Source organism: Cupriavidus alkaliphilus (assembly GCF_014191175.1).
GTDB lineage: Bacteria > Pseudomonadota > Gammaproteobacteria > Burkholderiales > Burkholderiaceae > Cupriavidus > Cupriavidus alkaliphilus.
This window is the reverse complement of record NZ_JACHWE010000004.1, coordinates 370,207-396,727: the sequence shown is the minus strand read 5'-3', so window position 1 is coordinate 396,727 and position 26,521 is coordinate 370,207. Positions and strand designations below refer to the sequence as shown.

Sequence of the window (26,521 nt, the reverse complement as noted above, 5' to 3'; positions counted from 1 at the left end):
AACGAATTCTGAGCTGCAACACAGCCTCTCCGGGGGGAGATTCAAAATGAACCAGACACGATCCGACGCCGCAGGCAGCACCCGTATCCTGGTGCTGGCCGCCATCCTCTGCACGCCTCTGGCCGCCGCGGCGCAGGCCGCGGTCGAGGCAGGCAACCTGACCAAGGCCACCGCACCGGCCGCCGCCAAGGCGCCGCAGGGCCCGATGCAGATGACCATCAGCATGACGCCCGGCGCCGCAGCGCCGGCCGCGCAGGCCCCGGCCGCGCCTTCCGCGGAAGCGCGCGGTCCCAACTGCACCGGCGCCATCCGCAGTGAGTCGAGCGTGGTGGTTCCGGTCGGCAAGTCGCAACTGATCAACCTGCAGGAGCCGGTACGAAACCGTACCCTGGGCAACCCGAACGTGGTGCAGGCCACCATGGTGTCGCCGCAGACGCTCTATGTGCTGGGCCGCACCGTGGGCACCACCAACATGATCGTGCAGGGCCGCAGCGGCAGCTGCAGCATCATCAACGTGGTGGTCAACGCCGATGCCGGCGGGCTGCAGACCTCGCTCGGCCAGCTGCTGCCAGGCGAGCCCGGCATTCGCGTGACCACGGCCGCCGACAATCTCGTGTTGACCGGCAGTGTCACCAACGCGCAGGCGGCACAGCAGGCCATGGAGATCGCGCAGGCCTACGCCAATGCGGCGCAGGGCGGCGACGGCAACAAGAAAGGCAGCGTGCTGAACATGCTGTCGGTCGACACGCCGCAGCAGGTGATGCTGGAAGTGAAGGTGGCCGAGGTCTCCAAGACGCTGCTGAACCAGCTCGGTTCCGCGGTGAACCTGCAGGGCGGCTTCGGCTCCTGGAGCGGCGGCCTGGTGACGTCGTTGCTGACCGGCGCATCGACGGCCATCTTCGGCAGCAAGGCCAACAACCGGCCGTTCGAGTTTGCCATCGACGCGCAGAAAAATGATGCGCTGGTGAAGATCCTGGCCGAACCGAACCTGGTCACCATCAGCGGCCAGGAAGCGAGCTTCCTCGCCGGCGGCAAGATCTTTATTCCGGTAGCTCAGGCCAACGTGCTGAACGGGGCCGGCACCGTCACGCTGCAGGAAGAAGAGTTCGGCGTGGGCCTGAAGTTTACGCCCACGGTGCTAGCCAACGGCCGCATCCATTTGAAGGTGGCGCCGGAAGTGTCCGAACTGTCGCCGACCGGCGCCACCATCCGTGGCGGCACGCTGTCGGGCCAGACCGTGCTGCCGGTCATTACCACCCGCCGCGCCTCCACCACGGTGCAGATGCGCGACGGCGAGAGCTTCGCCATCGGCGGCCTGCTGACCGACAGCGCGCGCGGCTCGCTCAAGGCGCTGCCGGGCGCCGGCGAAGTGCCGGTGCTGGGCACGCTGTTCCGCAGCACGCAATACCAGCAGGACCTGTCCGAGCTGGTGTTCATCATCACGCCGCGCCTGGTCAAGCCGATGCAGACCAGCAACTACCCGCTGCCGACCGACAGCTTCTCCACGCCCAACCCGCTGTCGCTGTACTTCATGGGCAATATGGAAGGCGACGGCAAGCGTCCGACCCAACCCGCCCCGGCGCCGTCGCAGCCCGCCGCGCCGGCCGCGGTGCCCGCCGCACCACCGGCGGCACCGCGCAGCGAAGGCGCGCCTGCCACCGCGGTTTCAGCGGTGCCGAACGGCAGGCCGCTGGACGAGCCGGCGCCGGCCGCGTCGGCAACGGGCCCGCGACCGTCGCTGCCCACGCCCGCGGCTCCCGCGCGCAGCAGCGCGGTGGCGCCGGCACCCGCCGAAGACACCGCCGCGCGCATCGCCCGCATCGAGGCGACCGCCGCCCGGCTGGCGCAAGCCAGGGCCGCGGCCGGAGCCGGCCGCACCGCATCGGGCGGCAACTGACCCGCCGCGCCAACCGCAGAACCGGAGAACGACCATGAACAAGACCCTGAAGCTTTCGCGCGGTGCCACCGTCGTAGTGCTCGGCGGCCTGGCCTGCCTGGGCCTGTCGGGCTGCATGACGACTACACCCGTATGGGACGGCCAGCGCGGCGTGGCGCTGGCCACCGTCACGCAGATGCAGATCATCAACCCCGACGCGCCGGCCGGCCTGCCGACCGTCACCGGCACCGACGGCAAGACCGCCGTGGCGGCGATGAAGAACTTCGACCGTTCGCTGTCGAAAGGCCAGCAAGGCGGCTCGCCTTCCATGACCATCGATTTCGGCGCCGGCGGCTATGGCGGCGTGGGCATGGGTGGCGGCGGCAGCCGCTGAACACCGGAACCGGGGGAGGCCATCATGTCTACATCGGGCATCGCACGACCCAGGCTGACGCGGCGCAAGCGCCAGCGCGGCGCAGTGGCCATCATCGTCGGGCTGTCGCTGGCCGTGCTGATCGGCTTCGTCGGGCTGGCGCTCGACCTGGGCAAGCTCTACGTGACCAAGAGCGAGCTGCAGAACAGCGTCGATGCCTGCGCGCTGGCGGCGGCGCGCGACGTCACCGGCGCCACGCCGCTGCTGGTGTCCGAAGCGGCCGGCCTCACCACCGGCACGAGTAACGCGGCCTTGTTCCAGGGCAAGGCCGTGGAGATGTTCGAGAACCTCAACGTCACCTACAGCGATACGCCTGACAACAACTTCTACCCCAAGAGCGAGGTGCCCTACGCGCTCGACAAGGTGAAGTACGTGAAATGCACGGCCGAGCGCACTGGAATCACGCACTGGTTTATCCAGGTACTCAATGCGCTGCCAGGGATGAATATCCAGCCGAGCACCGTCAATGCCATGGCGGTCGCCACCACCACCAGCGCGCAGACCGCGTGCGCCATCCCGGTCTACATCTGCACGCCGCAAACGGCCAACCCGGTCAGGACGGCCTACAACCGGGGCGACTGGATCAAGTCCAAGGACGAGAAGGATCCCTACGGCCCGGGCAGCTTTGGCTGGGCTGACCTTACGCCTCCCGGCGGCGGTGCTTCCGAGCTGGCGGAACTGCTCGCCGGCTCCGGACAGTGCGACCTGTCGGTCGTGGGCGCCAAGGTCGGCCAGCCAGGCAGTATCTCGTCGCTGATCCCGGCGTGGAATACCCGCTTCGGCATCTACAGCGGCTCCTACAAGGGGCCCGAGAATGGCACGCCGGATTTCGCGGGCTATGCCTACAGCGTCACGACATGGAATCCGCCGAACGGCGGCAACGCCTACCCGGACTTCATCCAGAAGCGCGCCGTCAACGAGCCGTACCAGACCGACGCGAACAGTGGGTTGTCGACCAAAGGCAAGCCGTCGACCACGGCGGTCCACCAGGCCGGCGCCGACCGCAGGCTGGTACAGGTACCGGTGGTGAACTGCAATGACCTGGCATCCACCAAGCAAGCGACGGTGGACTCCTGGGCCTGCATGCTGTTGGTGCAGCCGATGCAGGATCCGAGCGTCAAGGATGTGACCTATATCGAGTATCTCGGCGATTCAAAGGATCCCACCAGCCCGTGCGCGACCCAGGGCGTGCCCGGATCCAGTACGGGCAACGGTCCTCGTGTGCCGGTCTTGGTGCAATAGGAGCCGATCATGAAGCAACGCTGGCAACGCAGGTGCAATCGACGCGGCGCGGTCGCCGTGGAGTTCGCGCTGGTCCTGGTGCCCTTGCTGATGCTGGTGACCGGCGTGGCGGAGTTCGGGCGCGCCATCTACCAGTACAACGCCCTGGCCAAGGCCACGCGTGACGCGGCACGCTTCCTGTCGCAGTATGCGCCCAGTGAGCCCAACTACCCGCTGGACCAGGCCAAGTGCATCGCCGTCTATGGCAAGACCACCTGCGGCGGCACGGCGCTGGTGAAAGGCCTCAGCACATCGATGGTGGTGGTGTGCGACCGCGTCGATTCGAGCGGCTGCGCCGGCAAGCAATTTGCCAACGTCGCCATCTACGAAGGCGGCGGCAGCTCCGGCACGCCGGCGGGGACCATCAACCTGGTGGCCGTGAAGATCGCGGGCTTTACCTACTCGCCCATGCAGAGCTACCTCAATGTGGGGGCGCTGGCGTTCTCCGACATCACAACGGTAATGAGGCAGGTGCTATGACTCCGATCCGTGCCCCGCGCCTGCGTTCGCGCCAGACCGGCGCAGCCGCCATCGAGTTCGCCCTGGTGGCCAGCATCTTCTTCATGCTGCTGATCGGCATTGCCGAATTCTCACGCGTGCTGTTTTACTGGAACACCGCCGGCGAAGCCACCCGGCTGGGGGCACGCATCGCGGTGGTCTGCGACGTCACCGATACCGCCATCAAGGACCGGATGACGCATCTGATGCCCTTGCTGAAGGCCAGCAATATCCAGGTCGCGTTCGAACCCAGCGGTTGCGACGCCGACGACGACTCGGCGCGCAGTTCCTGCCGCTCGGTCACCGTCAGCGTAGCCGACGTCACCGTCAAGACCTTTATTCCGGTGGTGCCGATCACGTTGTCGCTGCCCCCGTTCTCGACCACGTTGCCGCGGGAGAGCCTCGACTCTTCCACCGGCGGCAAGATCTGCAACTAGCGCGCATGAACCAGGAGCACACCATGCTCAGAATTCTGATCGTTTCCGAAGACGCCGAGCGGCTGGCCGAAATCCACCGGGTCAGCGCCGCGGTGGGCAACTTCCAGGTCCTGACGCTGCAAGAGGGACTGGGCCGCTTTCCCATGCATGCCAGCCGGTTGCGCATGGCCGACCTGCTGATACTGGAGCTGCCCGTCATGGGCGCTCAGCAAATGCAGGCGGTCGAGTTGCTGCGCCAGCAGCATCCCGAGTTGCCGTGCATCCTGGTCACGCCGGCGCCCAGCTCGGAGGTGCTGATCAAGGCGATGCGCGCCGGTATCCGCGACGTCCTGCCATGGCCGCTGGACAAGGCGCAGCTGGCCGAGGCGCTCAGGCGCGTGGAAGCCACCCACGTACCGCGCGCGCAGGACAACGGGCAGGTGATTTCCGTGATCTCGTGCAAGGGCGGCTCCGGCACCAGCTTCATCGCGGCAAACCTGGGCGACGCGCTGGCGCGGCACCTTGGCAAGCGCGTGCTGGTGGTCGACCTGAACCGGCACTTCGGCGACCTGACCTATATCGTCACCGACAAGATCCCGCCCTCGACGCTGCCCGAAATCTGCAGCCAGATCGACCGCATGGACAGCGCCTTCCTCGAGGCCTGCCTGGTGCACGTCGACAACGGCTTCGACATGCTGGCGGGCGCGTCCGACCCGGTCAAGGCCAGCCAGATCCAGAAGGACAAGCTGGAGTGGATCCTCTCGGTGGTGCAGCCGGCCTACGACTTCGTGATCTTCGACCTGGGCCAGAGCATCGACCCGCTGTCGATCGGGGTGCTGGACCACAGCGACCGCATCTGCGTGGTGGCCGAACCCGCCATCTCCTTCGGCCGTCCGGGACGCAGGCTGCTCGATATCCTGAGCGCCCTGCACTACTCCGCCGACAAGGTCCGCCTGGTGCTCAACCGCACCGGCCGCAAGCACGAGATGCCGCGCGCGACCATGGAAGAGATCTTCGGCATGAAGGCCGCGTTCACGCTGCCCGACGACCCGGCCGCGGTGGACGAGGCCATCAGCCACGGCGAGCCGGTGGCCAAGCTGAGCCGGCGCAGCGCCATGACGCGCGCGCTGCAGGCGATGGCCACGCAGCTCTGCACGCCGGCCGGGGCCGAGCGGCGCAGCCGCACCGAAACCGCATCGCCGCTGCGCCGGCTGATGCTGCGCGCGAAGAGCACCTGATTTCACCGATTGCAGCCCACCGGCCACGGTCACCCGCACCCGCTAACGAGGAGTCCATCATGTCGATCCGAGAACAACTGGCCAATGCCGAGCCTGCCTTCACCGTCAACGGTCACGCTGCGATCCAGTTTGCGACCTCGGCAGCCTCCGTATCGGGCGGCTACCATCAGCTCAAGCGCGACGTGCACGAAACCGTGCTCGACCGCGTCGAACTGGAGCGGCTGGCGCGCTATCCGCAGGAACAGGTGCGCCAGGAGATCACCGCGCTGGTCAACCTGATCGTCGACGAACAGAAGGTGCTGCTCAACGACAACGAACGCCGCCAGCTGACCGTCGAGATCTACGACGAGATGTTCGGCTTCGGCCCGCTCGAGCCGCTGCTGAAGGACCCGACGGTATCCGACATCCTGGTCAACACTGCACGCCAGACCTACGTGGAACGGCGCGGCAAGCTGGAGCTGACCGACGTCCTGTTCTACGACGACGCGCACCTGATGAAGGTGATCGAGAAGATCGTGTCGCGCGTGGGGCGCCGCATCGACGAGACCAGCCCGATGGTCGACGCGCGGCTGCCCGACGGCTCGCGCGTCAACGCCATCATCCCGCCCTCCGCCATCGACGGGCCGCTGCTGTCGATCCGCCGCTTTGCCGTCAATCCGCTGCAGGTGGCCGATCTGGTCAACCTGCGCAGCCTGACGCCGCCGATGGCGCAGCTGCTGCAGGCGCTGTCGCAGGCCAAGGTCAACGTGCTGGTGTCCGGCGGCACCGGCAGCGGCAAGACCACGCTGCTGAACATCCTGTCCGGCTTTATCCCGGAAGACGAGCGCGTGGTCACGATCGAAGACGCCGCGGAACTGCAGCTGCGCCAGCCGCACGTGCTGCGGCTGGAAACGCGCCCGCCCAACATCGAAGGCAAGGGCGAGATCACCCAGCGTGCACTGGTGCGCAATGCACTGCGCATGCGCCCGGACCGCATCATCCTGGGCGAAGTGCGCGGCGGCGAGGCACTGGACATGCTCAACGCGATGAACACCGGCCATGAAGGCTCGCTGACCACCATCCACGCCAACACGCCGCGCGACGCGCTGACGCGGCTGGAGAATATGGTCAGCATGGCGGGCTTGACCATGCCGGCCAAGGCCATGCGGCAGCAGATCGCGTCGGCCATCACGGTGATCGTGCAGGCCGCGCGTATGACCGATGGCCGCCGCAAGATCATCAGCATCCAGGAGATCACCGGCATGGAGGGGGACATCATCAACATGCAGGAGATCTTTACCTTCCAGCGCACCGGGGTCGACAAGGACGGCACCGTACGCGGCAACTTCCGCGCCACCGGGGTATATCCCAAGTTTGCCGAACGGCTGCGCGTGTTCGGGGTGGGGCTGCCGGACGAGACCTACGACCCGGCCAAGCGCTTCGAAGTCTGACCTGCCAGGGCCCATACCAATACGATCCATCCGGGGGAGAAACACATGAGCACGATCTTCTACGCCTTCGGCATCCTGCTGTTCGTCGCCGTGGTGCTCTGCGTCGAGGGCATCTACCTGTGGTGGAACAATGCCCACGGTCCCGCCGCCAAGCGTATCGAAGCGCGGCTGCGGGCGCTGTCGGCCGGCGGGCACGTCGGCGCCGAGCAGCTCTCGATCCTGAAGAAGCGCATGCTGGCCGACTCGCCGCGCCTGCAGCAGTGGCTGATGCGCATGCCGCGCATCGGCGCGCTCGACCGCTGGCTCGAGCAGTCCGGCAGCACCTGGTCCGTGGCGCAGTTGCTGGGCTACTGCGCGATGGTGGTGTTGTGCACGGTCGCGCTGATTCCGCTGTTGCCGGTACCGGCTTCCCTGGTGATGCTCGGCGCGCTGCTGACCGCCATGCTGCCGGTGCTGCATGTGGTGCGCCTGCGCAGCAAACGGCTCAAGCAGCTTGAGGCACAACTGCCGGATGCGGTCGACATGATCAGCCGCGCCCTGCGCGCCGGGCACTCGTTCAGCGGCGCGCTCAGCATGGTCGGGCAGGAAATGAAGGCGCCGATCGGGCCCGAGTTCCGCACCACCTTCGAAGAGATCAACTACGGCGTGGCGCTGGATGAAGCCATGACCAACCTGGCCATGCGCGTGCCGGTGGCCGACCTGCGCTACTTTGTCATCGCGGTACTGATCCAGCGCGAAAGCGGCGGCAACCTCGCCGAGATCCTCGACACGATCGGCACCATGGTGCGCGAGCGCCTGAAGCTGTTCGACAAGATCCGCGTGCTGTCGGCCGAAGGCAAGATGTCTGCCTGGGTGCTGGGACTACTGCCCTTCTGCACCGCGGGCCTGATCCTGGTGGTCAATCCGGGCTTTATGAATGTGCTGTGGGAAGACCCGCTGGGCTTGCGCATGATCGGCGGAGCGCTGGTGTCGATGAGCTTCGGCGTGCTGTGGATGCGCAAGATCATCCGGATCCGGGTCTGACGCGCCGGCCGCGGCCAGCTCAGTGCAGTGCCAGAAGAAGCAGGGCTTGGACAGCCATACTGACGGGAGTCCATCATGCAAGAAATTATCCAGGGGTTCCAGGGCGACCAGATGATCGTGCTCGCGCTGATCTTCGTGGCGGCGTTCGGCACGGTGCTGGGCGTGCTCCATGTGTTCTCGCCCCACCGGCTGCGCGGGCGGGCCGAACAGATCGCCGGCCAGGCGGGCTCGTTCCAGCCTGAGCAGGGCCGGCAGCAGGCGCTGATCGAAAAGCTGGTGAAGTGGGCGCAGCCGGTGTCGCGGCTGTCGCTGCCCAAGGAAGGCTGGGAGAACTCGCAGCTGCGCGTGCGCTTCATGAATGCCGGCTGGCGCAGTGCCAGCGCCGCGCCGCTGTACTTCGGCGCCAAGACCATACTGGCCGTCGGCCTGCCCATGCTTGGACTGCTGGCGGTCAGCAGCCAGCCCGGGCAGCAGAGCCAGCAGCTGATGTTCGTGCTGCTGGCGGTGCTGGGCGCCATCGGCTATTACCTGCCGAATCTGGTACTGGCGCGCAAGGTTTCCCAACGCCAGCGCACGGTGTTCGAAGAATTCCCCGACGTGATCGACCTGCTGACCGTTTGCGTCGAAGCCGGCCTCGGCCTGGACGCGGCGCTGATGCGCGTGGCCGACGAACTGGCGCTGCGCTGCCCGGTGCTGGCCGATGAACTGCAACTGATGCTGCTGGAACTGCGCTCCGGCTTCTCGAAGGAAAAGGCCCTGACCAACCTGTCGCTGCGCACCGGCGTGGAGGACGTCGACAAGTTCGCGTCGATGCTGGTCCAGGCCGACCGCTTCGGCACCAGCCTGGGCGAGTCGCTGCGCGTGCTGTCCGACATGCTGCGCACCAAGCGGCGCATGCGTGCCGAGGAGAAGGCCGCCAAGATTGCGCTGAAGCTGCTGTTCCCGCTGATCTTCACCATCTTCCCGTCATTGCTGCTGGTGTTGCTCGGGCCGGCCTTCATCCAGATCTATCGCGTGCTGCTGCCAACCATGGCAGGACAAGGAGGATAAATCCCCCGGGAAACCGCGACAGTTTCCCCCGGCTGTCTCCCGGTGCAATGCCGGCAAGACAGTCACTTGCCCGGAACCCAGGTTCCGGGCTTTTTTGCTTTGCCGGGCAGGTCTCGGGGCTTGACCGGACGGTCTTGCTTCTGAAGAATGCAGGCAATCCCCCTGCCGGCGCCGAGTCCTTGCAGTGCGCCCTACCCGCCTGGAGTTCCGATGAAGCTACGCATCCTGAGCGACCTCCACATCGAACACAACCTGCCGCAGTCCGTACCCGCTTGCGACGCCGACCTCGTAATACTGGCCGGCGACATCGCCAACGGCCGCGACGGCATCGACTGGGCCATCGGCACGTTCAGCCAGCCGGTGGTCTACGTGCCGGGCAACCACGAGTACTACGAGAGCAATTTCGACACCGTGGACCAGCAGATGGCCGAGGCCGCCGCAGCGCATCCCCGGGTGCACCTGCTCAATGGCGAGGTGGCGGAATTCGACGGCGTGCGCGTCATCGGCACGACGTGGTGGACCGACTACACGCTGTTCGGCACCGACCGGCGCGACGAGGCGATGCAGGCGTGCGCGAAAGCAATGTACGACCACCGGCTGATCGAGATCCGCGGCGATGACGGCCACATGCGCCAGTTCACGCCGCAGGATGCACTGGCACGCCACCTGGCCGCCTCTGACTGGCTGCAGGCGCAGCTGGCGCTGCCCTACGCCGGCAAGACGGTCGTGGTCACGCACCACGGCCCGGACCTCGGCAGCCTGGATCCGCGCTTCTCGCACGACCTGGTCTCCGGCGGTTTCCTGTCGCGCCGCCCCGACCTGGTGGCGCAGGCAGACCTGTGGATCCACGGCCATACCCATACCAGCTTCGACTACTGTGTCGACAACTCACGCGTGGTGTGCAACCCGCGCGGCTATGTCAGCCGCCGTACCGGCGAGCTGGAGAACAAGTCCTTCGACTGGTGCTGCGTGGTCGAAGTCTGACGCAACCCGGCCCGCGCACGACCGCGCCGGCCATCCAAAGAAAAACCCCCGCGGACTCGCGTCCGCGGGGGTTTTTTATCGCAGCCTGCCCTTGCGGGCAGTGGGCCGGGATGGATTACATCATGCCTTCCATGCCGCCCATGCCGCCCATGCCGCCCGGCATTGCCGGAGCCGACTCTTCCTTCGGCGTTTCGGCCACGGCGCAGTCGGTGGTCAGCATCAGCGAAGCCACCGAAGCGGCGTTCTGCAGTGCGGTGCGGGTGACCTTGGTCGGGTCCAGCACGCCCATTTCGACCAGGTCGCCGTACTCGCCCGAAGCGGCGTTGTAGCCGTAGTTGCCCTTGCCTTCGATCACCTTGGCAACGACCACCGAAGCTTCTTCACCGGCGTTCAGCACGATCTGGCGCAGCGGCTCTTCCATGGCGCGCAGCACGATCTTGATACCGGCGTTCTGGTCCGGGTTTTCACCGGTCAGTGCCGAGATCGCAGCGCGAGCACGCAGCAGGGCCACACCGCCGCCGGGGACGATGCCTTCTTCCACCGCAGCGCGGGTGGCGTGCAGGGCGTCTTCCACGCGGGCCTTCTTTTCCTTCATTTCGACTTCGGTGGCAGCGCCAACCTTGATCACGGCAACACCGCCGGCCAGCTTGGCCACGCGCTCTTGCAGCTTTTCACGGTCGTAGTCCGAGGTCGCTTCTTCGATCTGGGCGCGGATCTGCTTGACGCGGCCTTCGATCGCAGCTGCGTCGCCGGCGCCATCGATGATGATGGTGTTTTCCTTGCCGATCTCGATGCGCTTGGCCTGGCCCAGGTCGTTCAGGGTGGCCTTTTCCAGCGTCAGGCCGATTTCTTCAGCGATGACGGTGCCGCCGGTCAGGATGGCGATGTCTTCCAGCATGGCCTTGCGGCGGTCGCCGAAGCCCGGAGCCTTGACGGCGGCGGTCTTCAGGATGCCACGGATGTTGTTGACCACCAGGGTCGCCAGGGCTTCGCCCTCGACGTCTTCAGCGATGATCAGCAGCGGGCGGCCGGCCTTGGCCACTTGCTCCAGCACCGGCAGCAGGTCGCGGATGTTCGAAACCTTCTTGTCGAACAGCAGCACGAACGGGCTGTCCAGCTGGACAACCTGCTTTTCCGGGTTGTTGATGAAGTACGGCGACAGGTAGCCGCGGTCGAACTGCATGCCTTCCACGACTTCCAGCTCGTCGGCCAGCGACTTGCCGTCTTCGACGGTGATCACGCCTTCCTTGCCGACCTTGTCCATGGCTTCGGCGATGCGCTCGCCGATCGAGGTGTCGCTGTTGGCCGAGATCGCGCCAACCTGGGCGATTTCCTTGCTGGTGGTGGTGGGCTTGCTGACCTTCTTCAGCTCTTCCACGGCGGCGGCGACAGCCTTGTCGATGCCGCGCTTCAGGTCCATCGGGTTCATGCCGGCGGCAACGAACTTCATGCCTTCGCGCACGATCGACTGGGCCAGCACGGTTGCGGTGGTGGTACCGTCACCGGCGTTGTCGCTGGTCTTGGAAGCCACTTCCTTGACCATCTGGGCGCCCATGTTCTGCAGCTTGTCCTTCAGCTCGATTTCCTTGGCCACGGACACGCCGTCCTTGGTCACGGTCGGGCCGCCGAAGCTGCGCTCCAGCACCACGTTGCGGCCCTTCGGGCCCAGGGTCACCTTGACTGCGTTGGCGAGGATGTTCACGCCTTCGACCATCTTGGCACGTGCGGCGTCGCCGAACACTACGTCTTTTGCTGCCATGTTCTGAATCTCCTGAAATCTGTACGGGTGGGGCTACAAGTAACGGATTACTTGTTGACCACGGCCATGATGTCTTCTTCGCGCATGACCAGCAGTTCCTGGCCATCCACCTTCACGCCCTGGCCGGCATACTTGCCGAACAGCACGCGATCGCCGACCTTGACGTCCAGGGCAATGTTGTTGCCCTTGTCATCCTTCTTGCCGGGACCGATTGCCAGCACTTCGCCTTGATCGGGCTTCTCGGCAGCGTTGTCGGGAATCACGATACCGGACGCGGTCTTGGTTTCGTTGTCCAGACGCTTCACGATCACGCGGTCGTGCAGAGGACGCAGATTCATACGGACTCCTAGATACAAAGTGAGTTTTTGATCACAAATCGGCCGGCTACCGAGGCGACGGCCGTCAGAAATGTTCAGGTGTCGCAGGGGTTGTTAGCACTCCCCCCTGACGAGTGCTAATTATAGGGACGGGGTGGGGGCATTTCAAGACAGGCTCCGGATGCGGGTTTTCCCGGGGCCGGGGGAACGCTGCGTCATGCCTTGGGATTCCACCGACGAACGCAGCGGCACTGCGTTATCGAGCCGGTGGTGTTCGCAGCACTTCCCGGCAGGCACATCCGCCGCGGAAGACCCCAAAGGTCGACAGAACAGAGCCCGTCACCGTTCCTGCATCGGCTTCATGCTGTATGTGGTCGCGACACCTGTTCTGTTGCAGAAGGAATGGTCGACGAGGGATCGGGGTTGGCGAAGTGGGTGCTGGAGGGGACGAGCTTAAGAACCTGCTCGGGCTGCTACCGCGTGTCCGCTCCGTGGTCCACCTCCTTGCGTTCGACTGTCATGTCCACCAGCCCGAACAACTAAGCCCTGCACGGCTACGCCATTGGCCTCGCGGACTGCGAAGCGTGTGCGGAATTTGCATGCGCCACTTCCTCGAACAGCCAGTCGCGAAACGCCACCAGTCTCGGCAGGCCTGCACACTCCGGGCGATAGACGACGTAATAGGCCAGCGCGGACAGGCATTCGATATCCGGAAAAAGCCGCACCAGCCGGCCAGACACCAGATCGTCCCGCGCCATCACGCTGCGGCCCAGTGCGACGCCATGGCCATCGATCGCCGCCTGCAAGACCGCCGCCGAGTTATTGATCCGCATGCCGCGTTTGACTTCGACGCCCTCGACGCCGGCCGCACCGAGCCAAGCACTCCAGGAGGCAAAGCCGGCGTGACTCGGGACCGAGAGGTCATGGATCAGCGTGACGCCGGCGAGATCGGCAGGCTTGCGAACCCGTTTGCCGCGGGCATATTCCGGCGAGCAGACCGGATAGATCTGCTCATCCATCAGCTTCTGCGCCGCAACGTCAGGCCATTGCCCTGCGCCATAACGCACGCCGATATCAATGCCATGCGTGGCGAAATCCAGGGGCTTGAGGTTGGTGTCCAGGCGCACGTCGGTATCCGGCCACCGCGCCTGGAAGCGTTCGATGCGCGGCAGCAGCCATTTGGCGGCGAAGGCAGGGCTGGTGGTCACTGTCAGGATGCCGTTGGCCGAGCCTTCCTTCAACCGGTCCAGGCCGACGGCAAGCCGGTCCAGGCCCGCGCGGATGTCGGGCAGCGCCCGCTCCGCGACTTCGGTGAGAAGCAGGCGCGCGCGGCCCTTGGCCTGGCGATGGAACAGCGGCGTGCCGAGCCAGTCTTCCAGGCTGCGCACAAGCTGGCCGATCGCGGCGGGCGTCACGTTCAGTTCGGCGGCGGCGGCCGAAAAGCTCTGATGCCGGGCGCTGGCTTCAAAGGCGCGAAGGGCATTCAGATAGACGGGCGACTTCATGGCGGGAAAGTTTTGCTTGATCTCGCCGGAAGCGTAGCACGGGCCTGGCCGCGCTGCTTCGGGCGAATTTCCCGCCTTCTTATCGCTGCATTTCGCGCATCGTTGCCGCTTGCGGCGCGGCCCGGACAGACAGATTTTCTTTCAGACCGGGTACGCTAGAAGCTCGCGGCAAGCCCGAACGACACCCCGGACACGTTGTTCCCGAAGACGTACCGCACCACCGCCCGAATCCGGGTCACGAACACTTCGTGGGCGCTGGTGTCGAGTTCCAGCCCGGTGCCCAGCGTGGTGAGGTAGTTGAACCCCAGCGCCCCGGCCTGGCTGCCGAGGTAATGCGAGTGCGACAGCTCCAGCACGTAGCGCACCGGCCGGTCGAGCGCGCGCAGCCCGGTAGGCGCGCGCCAGCGCGCGTACAGGCTGGCGGTCTGCGCGGCGGACGAAGCCTCCACGCCCGACGAGGTGCCGAAGCTGCGCAGGTAGATATTGGTATAGCGCAGCTCGACGTCGATATCGCGGTTGTCGCGGTGGCTTTCCCAGTCGAGCATCACCGATCCGCCCAGGCCATACGCATTCATTGCGCCGTCGTCGAGGAAGGCGATGTCGCGCTCGGTCTTGTGCTCGACCGCGAACCGGGCGATGGACAGGTCGCTGGCGACGCGGCCGATCGATGCGTTGAAGATGGGACGGAACACCAGCTCCTTGCTGGGGATCAGCGGAAAATCCCAGCCGATGCCAACCGTGCCGGCAAACGTATTCCACTTGGCCGGCAGCCTGCGGGACTCCTGGCCGTTGGTGGCGACAAAGGCGGGGTCGTAGCGGTTGTAGGCGATAGACCCTTCCAGATAGAGCGGGAACGACTGGCTCAGCGTGAAGCCGCCGCCGAGCTGCCACAGGGTCAGGTCCGGGTTGTCGGTACTGGCACTGCTGATGGAAAGCGAGCTGGAAGCCAGGTCCGGCACCACCGCGAACGACATCAGCGTCAGCACCGCATTGGACTGCTTCTGCACATTGGAGCCCACCACGCGAAACGCCGGCTCCGCCTGGGCCAGGGCGGGCATCGGCGCGGCCGCAAGGCCGGCCAGCAGCATGAACACCAGGGGGCCTTGCGTTCGCATCGTTTCCCTCTTCCGCTCCTGTGCCATCGCACGCTACGTCAACATCGTGACAACAGCGTCATCGGCAGCTGGTCCAGGCTGGGGGACCGCGGCGTCACGCTTTCGTGGGGGCCATGGTGGCAAAGGTGCTGCGCCGGCAGAAGTGAATCTTATTGGCGCCGAATTAAAGAATCTTGAAAGGGGTATGCCGTGCCGAAGCGGCCAGGCGGGGTGCGGCCCTCACCGTTGGCCGGGTTCAGGCGGCACGGCGGCGCGCTTGTAGGAGCAATTCGGGCGTCTCATCGGCGCCAGCCCGACAGCGCCAACCCAGGCCACTGCCTAGACTGGCCTTGTCGCCGCTTGGCCTGCCCCGACAGGCATGTGCGGCAACCGTCGCGTCGGGCCTGACCGGGCCGGCGCTTCCGACCCTAACCCTGGAGGTATTCCATGGATCCCAAACAACCCGCTCGCCATACCCGAATCGCCAGCGTGATTGCGGCAGGCCTGGCAGGCCTCAGCTGCGCCGCGGCCATTGCACAGACCGCCACGCCCGCCACCCCCGCCACGCCAGCCACACCCGCCGCGCAGGGCATGCCGGCAACGCCCGCAACCCCGGCAACGCCTGCCGTGCCGGCCGCCGCGGCCAGCCCCGCCGGCCAGGGCACCACACCCGGCGTGACCCAGATCCAGCCGCCGAAGGACCCGCTGGTCGAGCGCCGCGAGGCACGCCGCGAGGCCGCCGCCGAATACAAGGCGAAGAAAAAGGCCGCCAAGGGCGAGTACAAGGACGAAGTCGGCGCTGCCAGACAGGAACGCAAGGTAGAGAACAAGGCAGCGGATGCAGCGGCCCGCCAGGACATGGCCGCGCCCAAGCAGTGACGCAGCGGTCGCGGCGCACACCGCCGCGCCAATGCAAACGGGCCCCGCGGGGCCCGTTTTGCCGTGTCAGTCGGCCAGTCCGCTGGCGTCGATATAGCCCAGCGCTTCGGTGACGGCGCGCCGCGCCTTCAGCACGTAGCAGACCCGCCGCTCCTGGATCGACAGCGCCAGCACGTCGGCCTGCACCAGCTCCGAGAACACATGGCCGGCACGCCCCAGGCTCAGTCGCGCCACCTGCGCCAGGTCGGTGGCCGGCAGCCCGGCCTCGCCTGCCTCAAGCAGCGCGCGGCAGATGCGGATGCGCGCGGGCTCGGTCATCAGCGCCAGCGTCAGCGTACTTTCCTGGGTCTCCATGATCACACCTCGGTCTCCGGGCACGGCTCCCGGGCCGGGCGATACGCGGCGTCGGGGGCGATGCGGGGGTCATTTCTTGCCGCGCAGTCTGGCGCGCGCGGTTTTCCCCGTTCTACGCGGCTCGCCCCGCAAAGGCAATAGGGTGCTGCCACGGCCGGGCGGACACTGGCGCGATTACAACAGCGCCAGTGCCGCCCGGCCGCGCTCAGGCCATCACAAACGGCAATTGCCGCTGGCGCTTGCCGGTCAGCGTGAACAGCGCATTGGCCACCGCCGGGGCGATCGGCGGCACGCCGGGTTCGCCCAGCCCGGTGGGGTTGTCCTGCGACGGCACGAAGAACACGTCCACCACCGGCGCGTCGGTGATGCGCGGCGGCGGATAGTCCGGGAAGTTGCTGTTCTTCACCGCGCCGTTCTCGATCTCGATGGCAAACCCCGGGCGGGTCATGGCCAGCCCGAACACGCAGGCGCCCTGGATCTGGGCCTCGGCCGACAACGGGTTGACCACGCGGTTGGCATGCACGCCGGCGGTGACGCGGTGCACGCGCGGCTCGCCCTTCACCAGCGAGACGTCGACCACATAGGCCACCACGGTGCTGAACGACTCATGCACCGCCACGCCCCAGGCATGCCCCTTGGGCAGCTTGCGCTTGCCGTAGCCCGACTTGTCCACCGCCAGTTGCAGCGCGGCGCGATGGCGCGCGTGCTTCTTCTCGTCGAGCCGCGCCAGGCGGAATGCCACCGGATCCTGCTTCGCGGCGGCGGCCATCTCGTCGGCCAGCGTTTCCTTGACGAAGGCGGTGTGCGTATTGCCGACCGAGCGCCACCACAGCACCGGCACGTCCACCTGCGGGTGGTGCACCGACATCTGCAGCGGCAGGTCGTAGTCGTTCTCGACAATGCCCTCGGTCATGGTGGCGTCGACGCCGTTCTTGACCATGAACGGCTCGAACGGCGTGCCCTTCAGGATCGACTGGCCGACGATGGTGTGCTGCCAGCCCACCACCTTGCCCTGCGCGTCCAGGCCGACGCGGGCGCGGTGCAGGTGCAGCGGGCGGTAGTAGCCGCCGCGGATATCGTCCTCGCGGCTCCACACCACCTTGAGCGGCTCGGTGTGGCCCGCGGCGACCCAGGCCTTGAGCACGTTGGCCGCTTCGACGATGTAGTCGGAGGTCGGCACCGCGCGCCGGCCGAAGCCGCCGCCGGCCATCATGGTGTTGAGCACCACCTTGTCCGGCGCCAGCCCGAGCGTGCGGGCCACCGCGGCCTGGTCGACGGTCTGGAACTGCGAGCCCACCCAGACCTTGACCGACTGCACCTTGCCGCCGGCCACCTCGGGTTGCAGCGTGCAGTTCAGCGGCTCCATCGGCGCGTGCGCCAGGTACGGGAAGCGGAAGTCGGCCTCGATCTTGCGCGGCGCGCGCTGGATCGCCGCGGCGATATCGCCCTCGCCGGCGCGCGCGACCGTGCCAGGCTGGCCGGCCAGCTTCGCGTATTCATCGAACAAGGCCTGCGACGATACTTTCGAGCCGGCATCCTCCCACTGGACCTCGAGCGCATCGCGGCCCATCTTGGCGGGCCAGTAGCCGCTGGCGATCACGGCCACGCCGCTGCCGCCGCGGTCGACCGGCACCTGCAGCACGCCGCGCACGCCCGGTACCGCGCGGGCCTTGTCGGCGCTGAAGTTTTTCACCTTGCCGCCAAAGCGCGGCGGGCGCGCGACCACGGCCACCACCATGCCCTTGATCTGCGTGTCGATGCCGAACGGCGTGGTCGCTTCCATCTTGCCGCGCGCATCCAGCCGCGGCGTGGGCTTGCCGACGATGCGGAACTGCGCCGGGTCCTTCAGCGTGACCTGCTGCGGCACCGGCAGCTCCATCGCCGCCGGCGCCAGTTCGCCGAAGGTGGCGCGCTGGCTGCCGGAGGTGACGACACCCTGCTCGACCTTGCAGCTGGCCGGGTCGACCTTCCAGCGCTGCGCCGCGGCCGCGACCAGCATCGCGCGCGCGCGCGCGCCCAGTTCGCGGTACTGCTGGAACGAGTGGTTCAGCGCGGTGGAGCCGCCGGTCATCTGCATGCCGAAGCCGGGGTCCTTGTACGGATCGCCCGCCGGGGCCAGCGCCGCGCGCACGTTGCGCCAGTCGGCATCCAGCTCTTCGGCCAGCGCCATCGGCAGCGCGGTATGCACGCCCTGGCCGAATTCGAGCCGGTTCACGGCCACGGTCACGGTGTTGTCCGGCGCGATGATCAGGAACGCCTGCGGCGCCGCCGGCGGCGCCTTGGGCTTGCCGCCTTCCTGCGCCTGCGCCAGCGGTGCCACGCCCAGCGCCAGTCCGCCGCCGGCCAGGCCGGTCAGCTTCAAGAAACCGCGGCGGTCCAGCGTCGCCACGCCGGCGTCGGCACGTGCTTCGCCGCTGTTGCCTGCCTGGCCGCCGGCCAGGGCTTCGATGCCTCGGATACGCATATCGGTTCGCTCCCGCTCAGGCCAGCGCACGGGCGGCGTCTTTGATCGCCGCGCGGATGCGCTGGTACGTGCCGCAGCGGCACAGGTTGCCGGCCATGGCCTGGTCGATCTCGGCGTCGGTGGGCCGCGGCTTGCTGCGCAGCAGGCCGACGGCGCTCATGACCTGGCCGTTCTGGCAGTAGCCGCACTGGGCGACATCGTGCTTGAGCCAGGCGTCCATCACGGCGCGCCCGACGCGGTCGGTGCCGATGCCTTCGATGGTGGTGATGCGCGCACCGGCGACGGAGGAGGCCGGCGTCACGCAACTGCGCGTGGCCTGGCCGTTGACGTGGACCGTGCAGGCACCGCACGCGGCCATGCCGCAGCCGAACTTGGTGCCGGTCATTGAAAGGTTGTCGCGCAGCGCCCACAGCAGCGGCGTGGACGGGTCCACGTCGACTTCACGGGTCTTGCCGTTGACGTTGATGGAGAGGGTGGTCATGGGGGGACACTCCTTGGGTACGTTGCCCGCTGGTCATTGCCTGTGCGCCGCAGCCCGGCGCAACGGACAAGTGAGGATAGTGCAATTTGCGCCACTTTGCCGGGCGCTTTGCGCACTACCCTGCCCGTCAGCGCAGGTTGCACGAACTTTGTGCAAGCGACGGCTGTCCCTCATGGATTGCCTTGCGATTCGAATCGATCCGGTTCCCTCTACTGAAACAGTGCCGTCGACTATTCCAGATAATCCATTTGCCGCGGCCCGCACGGCCCCGGCCCCATCCCCTGACGCCGCCGGCGCGCCCGGCATCACCGCCCCGCCCACGGCCCGCGCCCGCGCGGCACAGCCACCGCAGGTGGCGCGGCTCGACAGCATCCAGGCCCTGCGCGGGCTGGCAGCGGCGCTGGTGGTGGTCTATCACTCCGGGCTCACGCTGGGCGGCGCCAACGCGCCGGTGCTGAACTGGCTGACCCACAACGTCATCAAACGCGGCCATGTCGGCGTGGACGTGTTCTTCGTCATCAGCGGCTTCATCATCGCCTGGGTCGCGGTGCTGGCCCGGCCGCGTCCGGAGCGCCCGCTCAGCTTCATGATCCGGCGCCTCTGCCGGCTGGCACCGCCGTACTGGACCATGTCGGCGCTCCATGCACTGCTGCTCAACCCGGTCACGCCGGCGCTGTTCGCCGCGTCGCTGGCGTTCCTGCCGACTGCCACCAGCCATGCGCCCTACTACGGCTATCCGGCGCTGTACGTGGGCTGGTCGCTTAACTACGAGCTGGCGTTCTACGCGGTGTTTGCGCTGGGGCTGCTGCTGGCCGGGCGGCGCGCGCTGCTGGTGGTGCTGGGGGTGTTCGCGCTGTTCACGCTGGTGCTGCCGTGGTGGCGCTTCGGCATGCTGGTGGCCGATCCCGCGCAGGGCTATCCGTTCGCGGCGCCATGGCTGGCCATGGTCAGCAATCCGCTGGTGCTGGAGTTCCTGCTGGGCTGCGGGCTGGCCTGGGCCTATGCGCGCTGGCGGCACTGGCTGACCCCGGCACTGGCGCTGGCGTTGCTGGCCGTCGGCAGCGCGGCGTTCGCGCTGTCGCTGCCGCTGGTCGGTCCGGATTTCAGCCTGGCGGGGCGCGGCTTGCCCGCCGCGCTGCTGGTGGCCGGCGTGGTCGCGGCCGAGCACACCGGCATGCTGCGCGTGCCGCGCGCGCTGATCTGGCTGGGCGAACTGTCCTACGCCCTCTATCTGACCCACCCCACCGTGATCGAGGCGGTCAAGCGCCTGATGCCCGAGCTGAGCCCGGACCAGACTGCCATGCAGCTGCTGCGCTTTGCCATCGATGCCGGCCTGGCACTGGCGCTGGCCTGGCTGCTGCACCGCTGGGTCGAACTGCCCGGCATCGCCGCCGGGCGCAGGCTGGCACGCGGCTAGCGTTGCGGCAAGCCGGCCAGGAACAGGTACAGCGCGGTCAGCTCGGTATCGTTCATGCGCCCGAAGGAATCGAACGGCATCACCCGGCTGAGCGCGGTGCCGTCGGGCCGCTTGCCGCTGCGCATCATCTCGATGAACGCCGCGGGCTGGCCATAGTGCGCCATCGCGCCGCCCGGCCCCGGGCGCAGGTCCGCGGCCGGCGGCCAGTCGGGCGGCGCCCCCGGGATCTTGCCGCCGCGAAACGCCGGCCCGTGGCATCCCAGGCAGACATTGGCCACGTAGGCGCCATACCGGGGCGTCGGCTCCGGCACCATCGCCTGCTGCGCCGGCAGGCTGTGGTCGATCTTGGACGCTGCATCCTGCACCACGCCCACGCCGTACAGGGCCCGCACCAGCCACGGCATGGTGATCTCGGCCGGCGCGCCCATCGCGGCCGGGAGGGTGCGCAGGTAGCCGATCAGGGCGCCGAGATCCTCATCGCTCAGCCGGTTGTAGTCTTCGCTGGGCATCACCAGCAGGGGGCGGTGCGACGGCGCCACGCCATGGCGGATGCTGCGCACCCAGTCCACCGGCTGGTAGGCCGCGATGTCCGGATTGGCGGGGGTCAGGTCCGGCGCGCGCACGCGCAGGCCGCCGGGGTCGTCGATCACCTGCTTGCCGCCCCCGCCGGCGCCATGGCATTCCATGCAGCCGCGCGATTCATACAGGTACTTGCCATGCGCGATGGCGGCGGGATCCTCGCGGATGGCGACGGGAGCGACCTGGATCTCCACCACGCGCTGCGCCTTGCGCTCGCCCACCCACGCCGCGGCGAACGCCGCCGCGGCCACGACTGCAGCCGTGCCGGCGAGCACCCATGCCGCCCTCCGCAGAACCCGCGCCATTTGCCGCCCCCTGTCCGCCGCACTGGATGCCGCAGCTTGCCGCCAGGGGCCGGGGGGCTGTCGGTGGGAAAGGCCACACAGGGCAGCGCGCGCGGCGCTCAGGCAAGCCCGGCCGGGGCCCGGTCGATAAAGCCCGTCATGCGCGCCAGCCGGCCATCGGCCGACACGGTGGCAAAGTCGGTGCCGACCACCAGCGCCGCTTCGCCGGCGGGGCCGAGCTCCCAGCTAAAGCGCAGGTGTTCGCCGTGGGCATCGACCGGGCTGACGCGCGTGAAGCGGAAACCGGGAAACTTCGCCTGCACCGCGGCGATCATCGCGTCGATGCCGGCATGACCGTCGCCCCGCATCAGCGGATCCACATAGCTCGCCGTTTCCGTCCACGCCGCCGCGATCAGCTCGCGCCGGCGCGCGGCATCGGTCTCGTTCCAGGCCGCGAGGTAGCGGTCGGCAAGGGTGGTGGCGTGTTCAGCGTGGGGGGACTGGGTGGCAGCGGACATGGCTTTCTCCTCGGGCTTGGGTGGTCAGGGTCTGGGGCCTGGCGTCAGGCCATGGCTGCATGATCGGCGCTGGGGCGCGGCGGCGCGATTACCGGGGAGGTTATCGAGGCGGATACCGGCATCGCGGACCCCGCGCTTGCCGCCCCTACCAAAAAATCGCCCCCAACACCAGAGGCAAGTAACCCCCCAACCTGCCCCCTGTCCTGCCGATGGCCATGCGCTTATCCTCGCTACATTGCCCCTACGCTGGGCGGCAGTCTGTCCGGGCGTTCCGGGGGCATGCCGCCGGGCGCGCCGGTCACGCCGCCTCCTTCCCACCCGCATCGCACCGCCTTTGCCTCGTTCTCGTCCATGACGCCCGACACGGCCCCGCCGAGCCTTCCGGCTGCCCCAGCCCCTTCCGCCGCGCCGCGCCGCTGGCTGCCCTTGCTGCTGGCCGGCGCCGCCTATTTCGTGCTGGCGGCGGCGGCGCTGTGGCTGGCGCGGCTGCCCGGCACCGTGGCCTCGGTGTGGCTGCCCAACGCGTTCGGGCTGGGCCTGCTGCTGCACCGGCCCCGTGCGGAAGGACCGTGGCTGCTGGCCGGCATGGCGGTGGCCAGCGTGCTGGCCAACCACGGCGCCGGCGACAGCGTCGGCACCGCGCTGATGCTGACCGGCGCCAACCTGGCGGAGATGCTGTCCGCGCTGCTGCTGCTGCGCCTGCTGGACCGGCATGGCGTGACCGGGCGCCACGGCCCGCTGGCCGCGTTCGCGGTGATGCTGGCGGTCGGCGGCATCCTGGCGCCGATGGTGGGCGCCACCGCCGGCGCGGCGGCCATCGCCGCGGTCGAGGGCAGCCGCTTCGCGCCCGTGTGGTGGACCTGGTGGCAGGCCAGCGCGCTGGGCATGGCGCTGCTGCTGCCGCTGATGCTGTCGATGACCGGGGTACGCGTGCGCGCCGCCGCCGCGCGGCCGATGCTGGCGCCGCAGGCGGGCGCGCTGGCGCTGAGCCTGGCCATCGGCTCCTTCGCGCACTGGCAGGGCCACGACCCGTTCGCGGCGATGTCGCTGCCGCTGGTGCTGCTGGCGCTGGCCGGCAATCCGTTTGCCACCGCGCTACTGGCGCTGGTAGCCACGCTGTGCCTGCAGGCGCTGATGCTGCTGTCGCACCGCCATGAAGCGGTGCCGCTGTCGGCCGCGGTGATCATGGTGCTGCCGGTCTGCATCGCCTACCTGACCGAGCAGAACCGGCACGGCCGCGCCAGCCTGCGCAGCAGCGACAAGCGCTTTCGCCAGGCCATGGAACATTCGGCCATCGGCATGGCGCTGGTCGACATGGACGGGCGCTGGCAGACCGTCAACCGCGCCATGACCGAGTTGCTGGGCTACAGCGCGGCCGAACTGCGCGAGCTGAGCTACCAGCAGCTGACCCACCCCGACGACCTCACCGGCGACCTGCGCCAGGTCGCCAACCTGTTGTCCGGCAAGGTCGAGGCCTATCGCCTGGAAAAGCGCTACCGCCACAAGGACGGCCACTACCGCTGGGTGCTGCTGGCAGTTTCGCTGGTGCGCGACGAGCAGACCGGCGAGCCGCAGCACTTCATCACGCAGGTGGAAGACATCCACGCGCGCAAGCTGGCGCAGCAAGAGCTGGAACGGCTGTCGCGGCGCATCCAGCTTGCGGTCGAGGCCGGCGGCGTGGGCATCTGGGAATGGGACCTTGCCAGTGCCGGCATCACCTGGGATGCGCGCATGCATGCGCTGCACGGCACCGACCCGGCCGCCGGCGCGCCGCTGTCGGAGCAATGGATCGCGCTGCTGCATCCCGACGATGTCAGCCGCGTGCGCGCCGAGATGCGCCGCGCCATCCGGGGCGAATCGCCGTTCGATACCGAATACCGCATCGTGCGCCCCGGCGGCGAGGTGCGCCACGTACGCGCGATGGCGATGGTGACCCGCGGCGCCGACGGCACCGCCCACGCGCTGGTCGGCACCAACTGGGACACCACCGAGCAGCGCCGCCTGACCGAGGCGCTGTTCGAGGAGAAGGAGCGCCTGCATATCACGCTGCGCTCGATCGGCGATGCGGTGATCTGCACCGACGCCACCATGCACGTGACCTTCATGAACCCGATCGCGGAACAGCTGACCGGCTGGACCATGGCCGCCGCCACGGGCCTGCCGCTGGAACGCGTCTTCCGCATCGTCGACGAGAGCACCGGCGAGCCCATCCCGAGCCCGGTCGAGGCCTGCCTGCGCACGCTGACGCCGGCCTACCTGCAGGAAGGCGCGGTGCTGCAGAGCCTGACCGGCGAGCGCCACGACGTGCAGGACTCGGCCGCGCCGGTGCTGACCGCGCGCGGCGAGGTGCTGGGCGCGGTGCTGGTGTTCCAGGACATCACCGCCGCGCGCGCGCTGCAGCGCGAGCTGGCGCGCTCGGCCATGCACGATGCGCTGACCGGCCTGCCCAACCGCACCTGGTTCGAGAAGCGCCTGCGCGAGTCGTGCGACGCGGCGCGGCTGCACGGCCATCGCGCCGCGCTGTGCTTTATCGACCTGGACCGCTTCAAGATCGTCAACGACACCGCCGGCCACGGCGCCGGCGACGTGCTGCTGCGCGAGCTCGGCTACCTGATCCGCAACCATGTGCGCCCGGACGACGTGCTGGCGCGCCTGGGCGGCGACGAGTTCGCGCTGCTGCTCAAGGACTGCACCGTCGACCAGGCCGAGCAGGTGTGCCAGGGCGTGATCGACGCCATCCGCGGGCGCCGCTTCCCGTGGGAAGGGCGCGTGTACGACATCGGCGCCAGCATCGGCATCGCCGCCATCGACCTGGACGTGCCGCCGGTCAGCGAACTGATGAGCCGCGCCGACGTGGCCTGCTATGCGGCCAAGGCCGCGGGCCGCAGCCGGGTCTCGGTGTACCGCCGCGACGAGAGCGACGCGCGCCGCCACCACCGCGAGCTGGAAGTGGCCGCCGGCATCCACTCGGCGCTCGAGGCCAACCGCTTCCGCCTGTTCGCGCAGGAGATCCGCGCGCTGCAGCCGGAACAGAACGCGGACGACAGCGCCCACCGCCATATCGAGATCCTGGTGCGCATGGTCGACGAGCACGGCGAGCTGATCCTGCCCGGCGCCTTCATTCCCGCCGCCGAGCGCTACGACCTGATGGGCCATGTCGACCGCTGGGTCATCCGCAACGTGCTGCGCGGCTACGGCGAACGGCTGGGCGCGGTGCCGGGGCTTTCCGTATCGATCAACCTGTCGGCCAACTCGCTGGGCGAGCCGTTCCTGCTGCCGTTCCTGCACGCCGAACTGGAAGCCAGCGCCCTGCCCGCCAGCCGCATCCGGCTGGAAATCACCGAAACCGCGCTGATCAACAACATGGCCGCGGCCAACCGACTGGTGGCGGAGATGCGGCGCGCGGGCTGCACCGTGTCGCTGGACGACTTCGGCTCGGGCCTGTCGTCGTTCGCCTACCTGAAGCAGTTCCCGGTGGACTTCCTCAAGATCGACGGCAGCTTTATCCGGCAGCTGGCCGACAACGCGGTGGACCGCGAGATCGTCAGCTCGATCAACGACATCGGACACCGCCTGGGCGTGCGCACGGTGGCGGAATGGGTCGAGGACGAACGCACCCTCGATGCGCTGCGCGCGATCGGCGTGGATTACGCGCAGGGCTATGCGATCGGGCGGCCGGTGGCGCTGGACGTGTTCCTGGCCGGCTACGCGCAGCGCAACGCGCAGGCCTCATAGCCGGCCGGTCTGCCCGCGCAGCGGCCGTGATACATTCGGCGCCTGTCGCATGGCCGCCTGGCCGAAACCAAGGGGAACCCGTTGTCGCTCGTGTCCGACCCGATGCCGGCGCCGCTGTATGCGCGCGTCAAGCAGCACATCAGCAGCCGGATTGCTGACGGCAGCTGGCCGCCCCATCACCGCGTGCCGTCCGAGACCGAGCTGGTCGAGGCGCTTGGCGTCAGCCGCATGACCGTGCACCGCGCGCTGCGCGAACTGACCTCCGAAGGCATGCTGGTGCGGCTGCAGGGGGTCGGCACCTTCGTCGCAGAGCCCAAGCGGCGCACTGCGCTGTACGCGGTCAACAATATCGCCGACGACATCGCCGCGCGCGGGCATCGCCATCGCGCCCGCGTGATCAGCCTCGCGGCCGAGCGCGCCGGTCCGGCGCAGGCCGCGGCGCTGGAGGTCGCGCTGGAGGCGCGGGTGTTCCATTCGGTGATCGTCCACTACGAGGACGACGTGGCCATCCAGCTGGAAGACCGCTATGTCAATGCCGCGGTCGCCCCGGACTACCTGGCGCAGGATTTCGGCAGCGAAACCCCCTACCAGTACCTGTCGCGCATCGCCCCGCTGACCGAGGGTGAGCATGTGGTCGAGGCCGTGCTGGCGCTGCCGGAAGAGTGCGAGCTGCTCGCCATCGAACGCGGCGAACCATGCCTGCTGATCCGCCGCCGCACCTGGTCCGCCGGGCGCGTGGTGACGTCGGTGCGGCTGGTGCACCCGGGGTCGCTGCATCGCCTGGAAGGCCGCTTCACGTCCTAGGCCCGGTGCCGAAACCGGAACCTTTCCCGCCTTTGTAACGAAAACGGCGCATCGCGCCCGCCATCCTACGGGATTACCCCGATTCATACGTACTTGTATATA

The 26,521-nt window shown here is 68.1% G+C and carries 23 protein-coding genes; 14 read left to right on the top strand and 9 right to left on the bottom strand.

Features of this window, described 5'->3' with window-relative positions; genetic code table 11:
- Positions 1 to 46: 46 nt before the first annotated feature.
- The 10 genes from FHX60_RS16675 (at position 47) to FHX60_RS16630 (ending at position 10,229) form a co-directional block, all read left to right on the top strand.
- On the top strand, positions 47 to 1,897 hold the full coding sequence (locus FHX60_RS16675; protein WP_183283960.1) for a type II and III secretion system protein family protein: 1,851 nt from the start codon (positions 47 to 49) through the stop codon (positions 1,895 to 1,897).
- A gap of 34 nt (positions 1,898 to 1,931) precedes the next feature.
- Positions 1,932 to 2,270, top strand: coding sequence for a hypothetical protein (locus FHX60_RS16670; protein WP_112773598.1), 339 nt, complete (start codon positions 1,932 to 1,934; stop codon positions 2,268 to 2,270).
- Positions 2,271 to 2,294: 24 nt separating this feature from the next.
- Complete coding sequence (locus FHX60_RS16665) at positions 2,295 to 3,551, top strand: pilus assembly protein TadG-related protein (RefSeq protein WP_112773599.1); 1,257 nt, start codon at positions 2,295 to 2,297, stop codon at positions 3,549 to 3,551.
- 9 nt (positions 3,552 to 3,560) lie between these two features.
- Positions 3,561 to 4,070 carry a TadE/TadG family type IV pilus assembly protein gene (locus FHX60_RS16660; RefSeq protein WP_183283959.1) on the top strand — a complete coding sequence of 170 codons (510 nt, stop codon included), beginning with the start codon at positions 3,561 to 3,563 and terminating at the stop codon, positions 4,068 to 4,070.
- Positions 4,067 to 4,525 carry a TadE/TadG family type IV pilus assembly protein gene (locus FHX60_RS16655; RefSeq protein WP_112773601.1) on the top strand — a complete coding sequence of 153 codons (459 nt, stop codon included), beginning with the start codon at positions 4,067 to 4,069 and terminating at the stop codon, positions 4,523 to 4,525. The genes FHX60_RS16660 and FHX60_RS16655 overlap by 4 nt, the downstream gene beginning before the upstream one ends.
- A 23-nt stretch (positions 4,526 to 4,548) precedes the next feature.
- Complete coding sequence (locus FHX60_RS16650) at positions 4,549 to 5,742, top strand: CpaE/TadZ family protein (RefSeq protein WP_183283958.1); 1,194 nt, start codon at positions 4,549 to 4,551, stop codon at positions 5,740 to 5,742.
- A 59-nt stretch (positions 5,743 to 5,801) separates the two neighbouring features.
- A complete protein-coding gene (locus FHX60_RS16645) occupies positions 5,802 to 7,172 on the top strand; it encodes a TadA family conjugal transfer-associated ATPase (protein WP_112773602.1) in 1,371 nt (456 codons plus the stop codon).
- 45 nt (positions 7,173 to 7,217) lie between these two features.
- Complete coding sequence (locus tag FHX60_RS16640; protein ID WP_116602458.1) at positions 7,218 to 8,195, top strand: type II secretion system F family protein; 978 nt, start codon at positions 7,218 to 7,220, stop codon at positions 8,193 to 8,195.
- 75 nt (positions 8,196 to 8,270) lie between these two features.
- Complete coding sequence (locus FHX60_RS16635) at positions 8,271 to 9,245, top strand: type II secretion system F family protein (RefSeq protein WP_112773604.1); 975 nt, start codon at positions 8,271 to 8,273, stop codon at positions 9,243 to 9,245.
- A gap of 210 nt (positions 9,246 to 9,455) precedes the next feature.
- Positions 9,456 to 10,229 (top strand): metallophosphoesterase, encoded by a 774-nt coding sequence (locus FHX60_RS16630; RefSeq protein ID WP_112773605.1) that lies wholly within the window; start codon positions 9,456 to 9,458, stop codon positions 10,227 to 10,229.
- Positions 10,230 to 10,344: 115 nt separating this feature from the next.
- Here FHX60_RS16630 and groL read toward each other — a convergent pair whose 3' ends face one another.
- The 4 genes from groL to FHX60_RS16610 form a co-directional block, all read right to left on the bottom strand.
- Positions 10,345 to 11,988, bottom strand: a complete 1,644-nt coding sequence (groL, locus tag FHX60_RS16625) for a chaperonin GroEL (protein WP_011298805.1) — start codon at positions 11,986 to 11,988, stop codon at positions 10,345 to 10,347.
- 47 nt (positions 11,989 to 12,035) lie between these two features.
- Positions 12,036 to 12,326, bottom strand: coding sequence for a co-chaperone GroES (gene groES / locus FHX60_RS16620; protein WP_008644494.1), 291 nt, complete (start codon positions 12,324 to 12,326; stop codon positions 12,036 to 12,038).
- Positions 12,327 to 12,859: 533 nt separating this feature from the next.
- Entirely contained in the window at positions 12,860 to 13,810 is a 951-nt protein-coding gene (gcvA, locus tag FHX60_RS16615; RefSeq protein ID WP_183283957.1) for a transcriptional regulator GcvA, read from the bottom strand.
- A 155-nt stretch (positions 13,811 to 13,965) separates the two neighbouring features.
- A complete protein-coding gene (locus FHX60_RS16610) occupies positions 13,966 to 14,925 on the bottom strand; it encodes a hypothetical protein (RefSeq protein ID WP_221210032.1) in 960 nt (319 codons plus the stop codon).
- Between the two features lie 426 nt (positions 14,926 to 15,351).
- Here FHX60_RS16610 and FHX60_RS16605 point away from each other — a divergent pair, with 426 nt between their 5' ends.
- Positions 15,352 to 15,783: a hypothetical protein gene (locus tag FHX60_RS16605; RefSeq protein ID WP_183283956.1), complete on the top strand. Its 432-nt coding sequence runs from the start codon at positions 15,352 to 15,354 to the stop codon at positions 15,781 to 15,783.
- 66 nt (positions 15,784 to 15,849) lie between these two features.
- Here the strand turns inward: FHX60_RS16605 and FHX60_RS16600 are convergent, their stop codons facing one another.
- The 3 genes from FHX60_RS16600 to FHX60_RS16590 form a co-directional block, all read right to left on the bottom strand.
- The gene (locus tag FHX60_RS16600; protein ID WP_092308394.1) at positions 15,850 to 16,137 is read right to left on the bottom strand and encodes a helix-turn-helix domain-containing protein; all 288 of its coding nucleotides are present in this window, start codon (positions 16,135 to 16,137) and stop codon (positions 15,850 to 15,852) included.
- Between the two features lie 205 nt (positions 16,138 to 16,342).
- A complete protein-coding gene (locus FHX60_RS16595) occupies positions 16,343 to 18,601 on the bottom strand; it encodes a xanthine dehydrogenase family protein molybdopterin-binding subunit (protein WP_183283955.1) in 2,259 nt (752 codons plus the stop codon).
- A 16-nt stretch (positions 18,602 to 18,617) separates the two neighbouring features.
- Positions 18,618 to 19,082, bottom strand: a complete 465-nt coding sequence (locus FHX60_RS16590) for a (2Fe-2S)-binding protein (RefSeq protein ID WP_183283954.1) — start codon at positions 19,080 to 19,082, stop codon at positions 18,618 to 18,620.
- Positions 19,083 to 19,434: 352 nt separating this feature from the next.
- On the opposite strand from FHX60_RS16590, the gene FHX60_RS16585 reads away from it, so the two are divergent.
- A complete protein-coding gene (locus FHX60_RS16585; protein WP_311729554.1) occupies positions 19,435 to 20,499 on the top strand; it encodes an acyltransferase family protein in 1,065 nt (354 codons plus the stop codon).
- On the opposite strand, the gene FHX60_RS16580 is transcribed toward FHX60_RS16585, so the two are convergent.
- Positions 20,496 to 21,383, bottom strand: a complete 888-nt coding sequence (locus FHX60_RS16580) for a c-type cytochrome (RefSeq protein WP_183283953.1) — start codon at positions 21,381 to 21,383, stop codon at positions 20,496 to 20,498. The two genes, FHX60_RS16585 and FHX60_RS16580, sit on opposite strands and share 4 nt — an antisense overlap.
- Before the next feature lie 98 nt (positions 21,384 to 21,481).
- Positions 21,482 to 21,880 (bottom strand): nuclear transport factor 2 family protein, encoded by a 399-nt coding sequence (locus FHX60_RS16575; RefSeq protein ID WP_183283952.1) that lies wholly within the window; start codon positions 21,878 to 21,880, stop codon positions 21,482 to 21,484.
- Positions 21,881 to 22,231: 351 nt separating this feature from the next.
- Here FHX60_RS16575 and FHX60_RS16570 point away from each other — a divergent pair, with 351 nt between their 5' ends.
- Both FHX60_RS16570 and hutC read left to right on the top strand, forming a co-directional pair.
- Entirely contained in the window at positions 22,232 to 25,615 is a 3,384-nt protein-coding gene (locus FHX60_RS16570; RefSeq protein ID WP_183283951.1) for a diguanylate cyclase, read from the top strand.
- 102 nt (positions 25,616 to 25,717) lie between these two features.
- Positions 25,718 to 26,419 carry a histidine utilization transcriptional repressor HutC gene (gene hutC, locus FHX60_RS16565; RefSeq protein WP_181486957.1) on the top strand — a complete coding sequence of 234 codons (702 nt, stop codon included), beginning with the start codon at positions 25,718 to 25,720 and terminating at the stop codon, positions 26,417 to 26,419.
- The last annotated feature ends 102 nt before the right edge of the window (positions 26,420 to 26,521 follow it).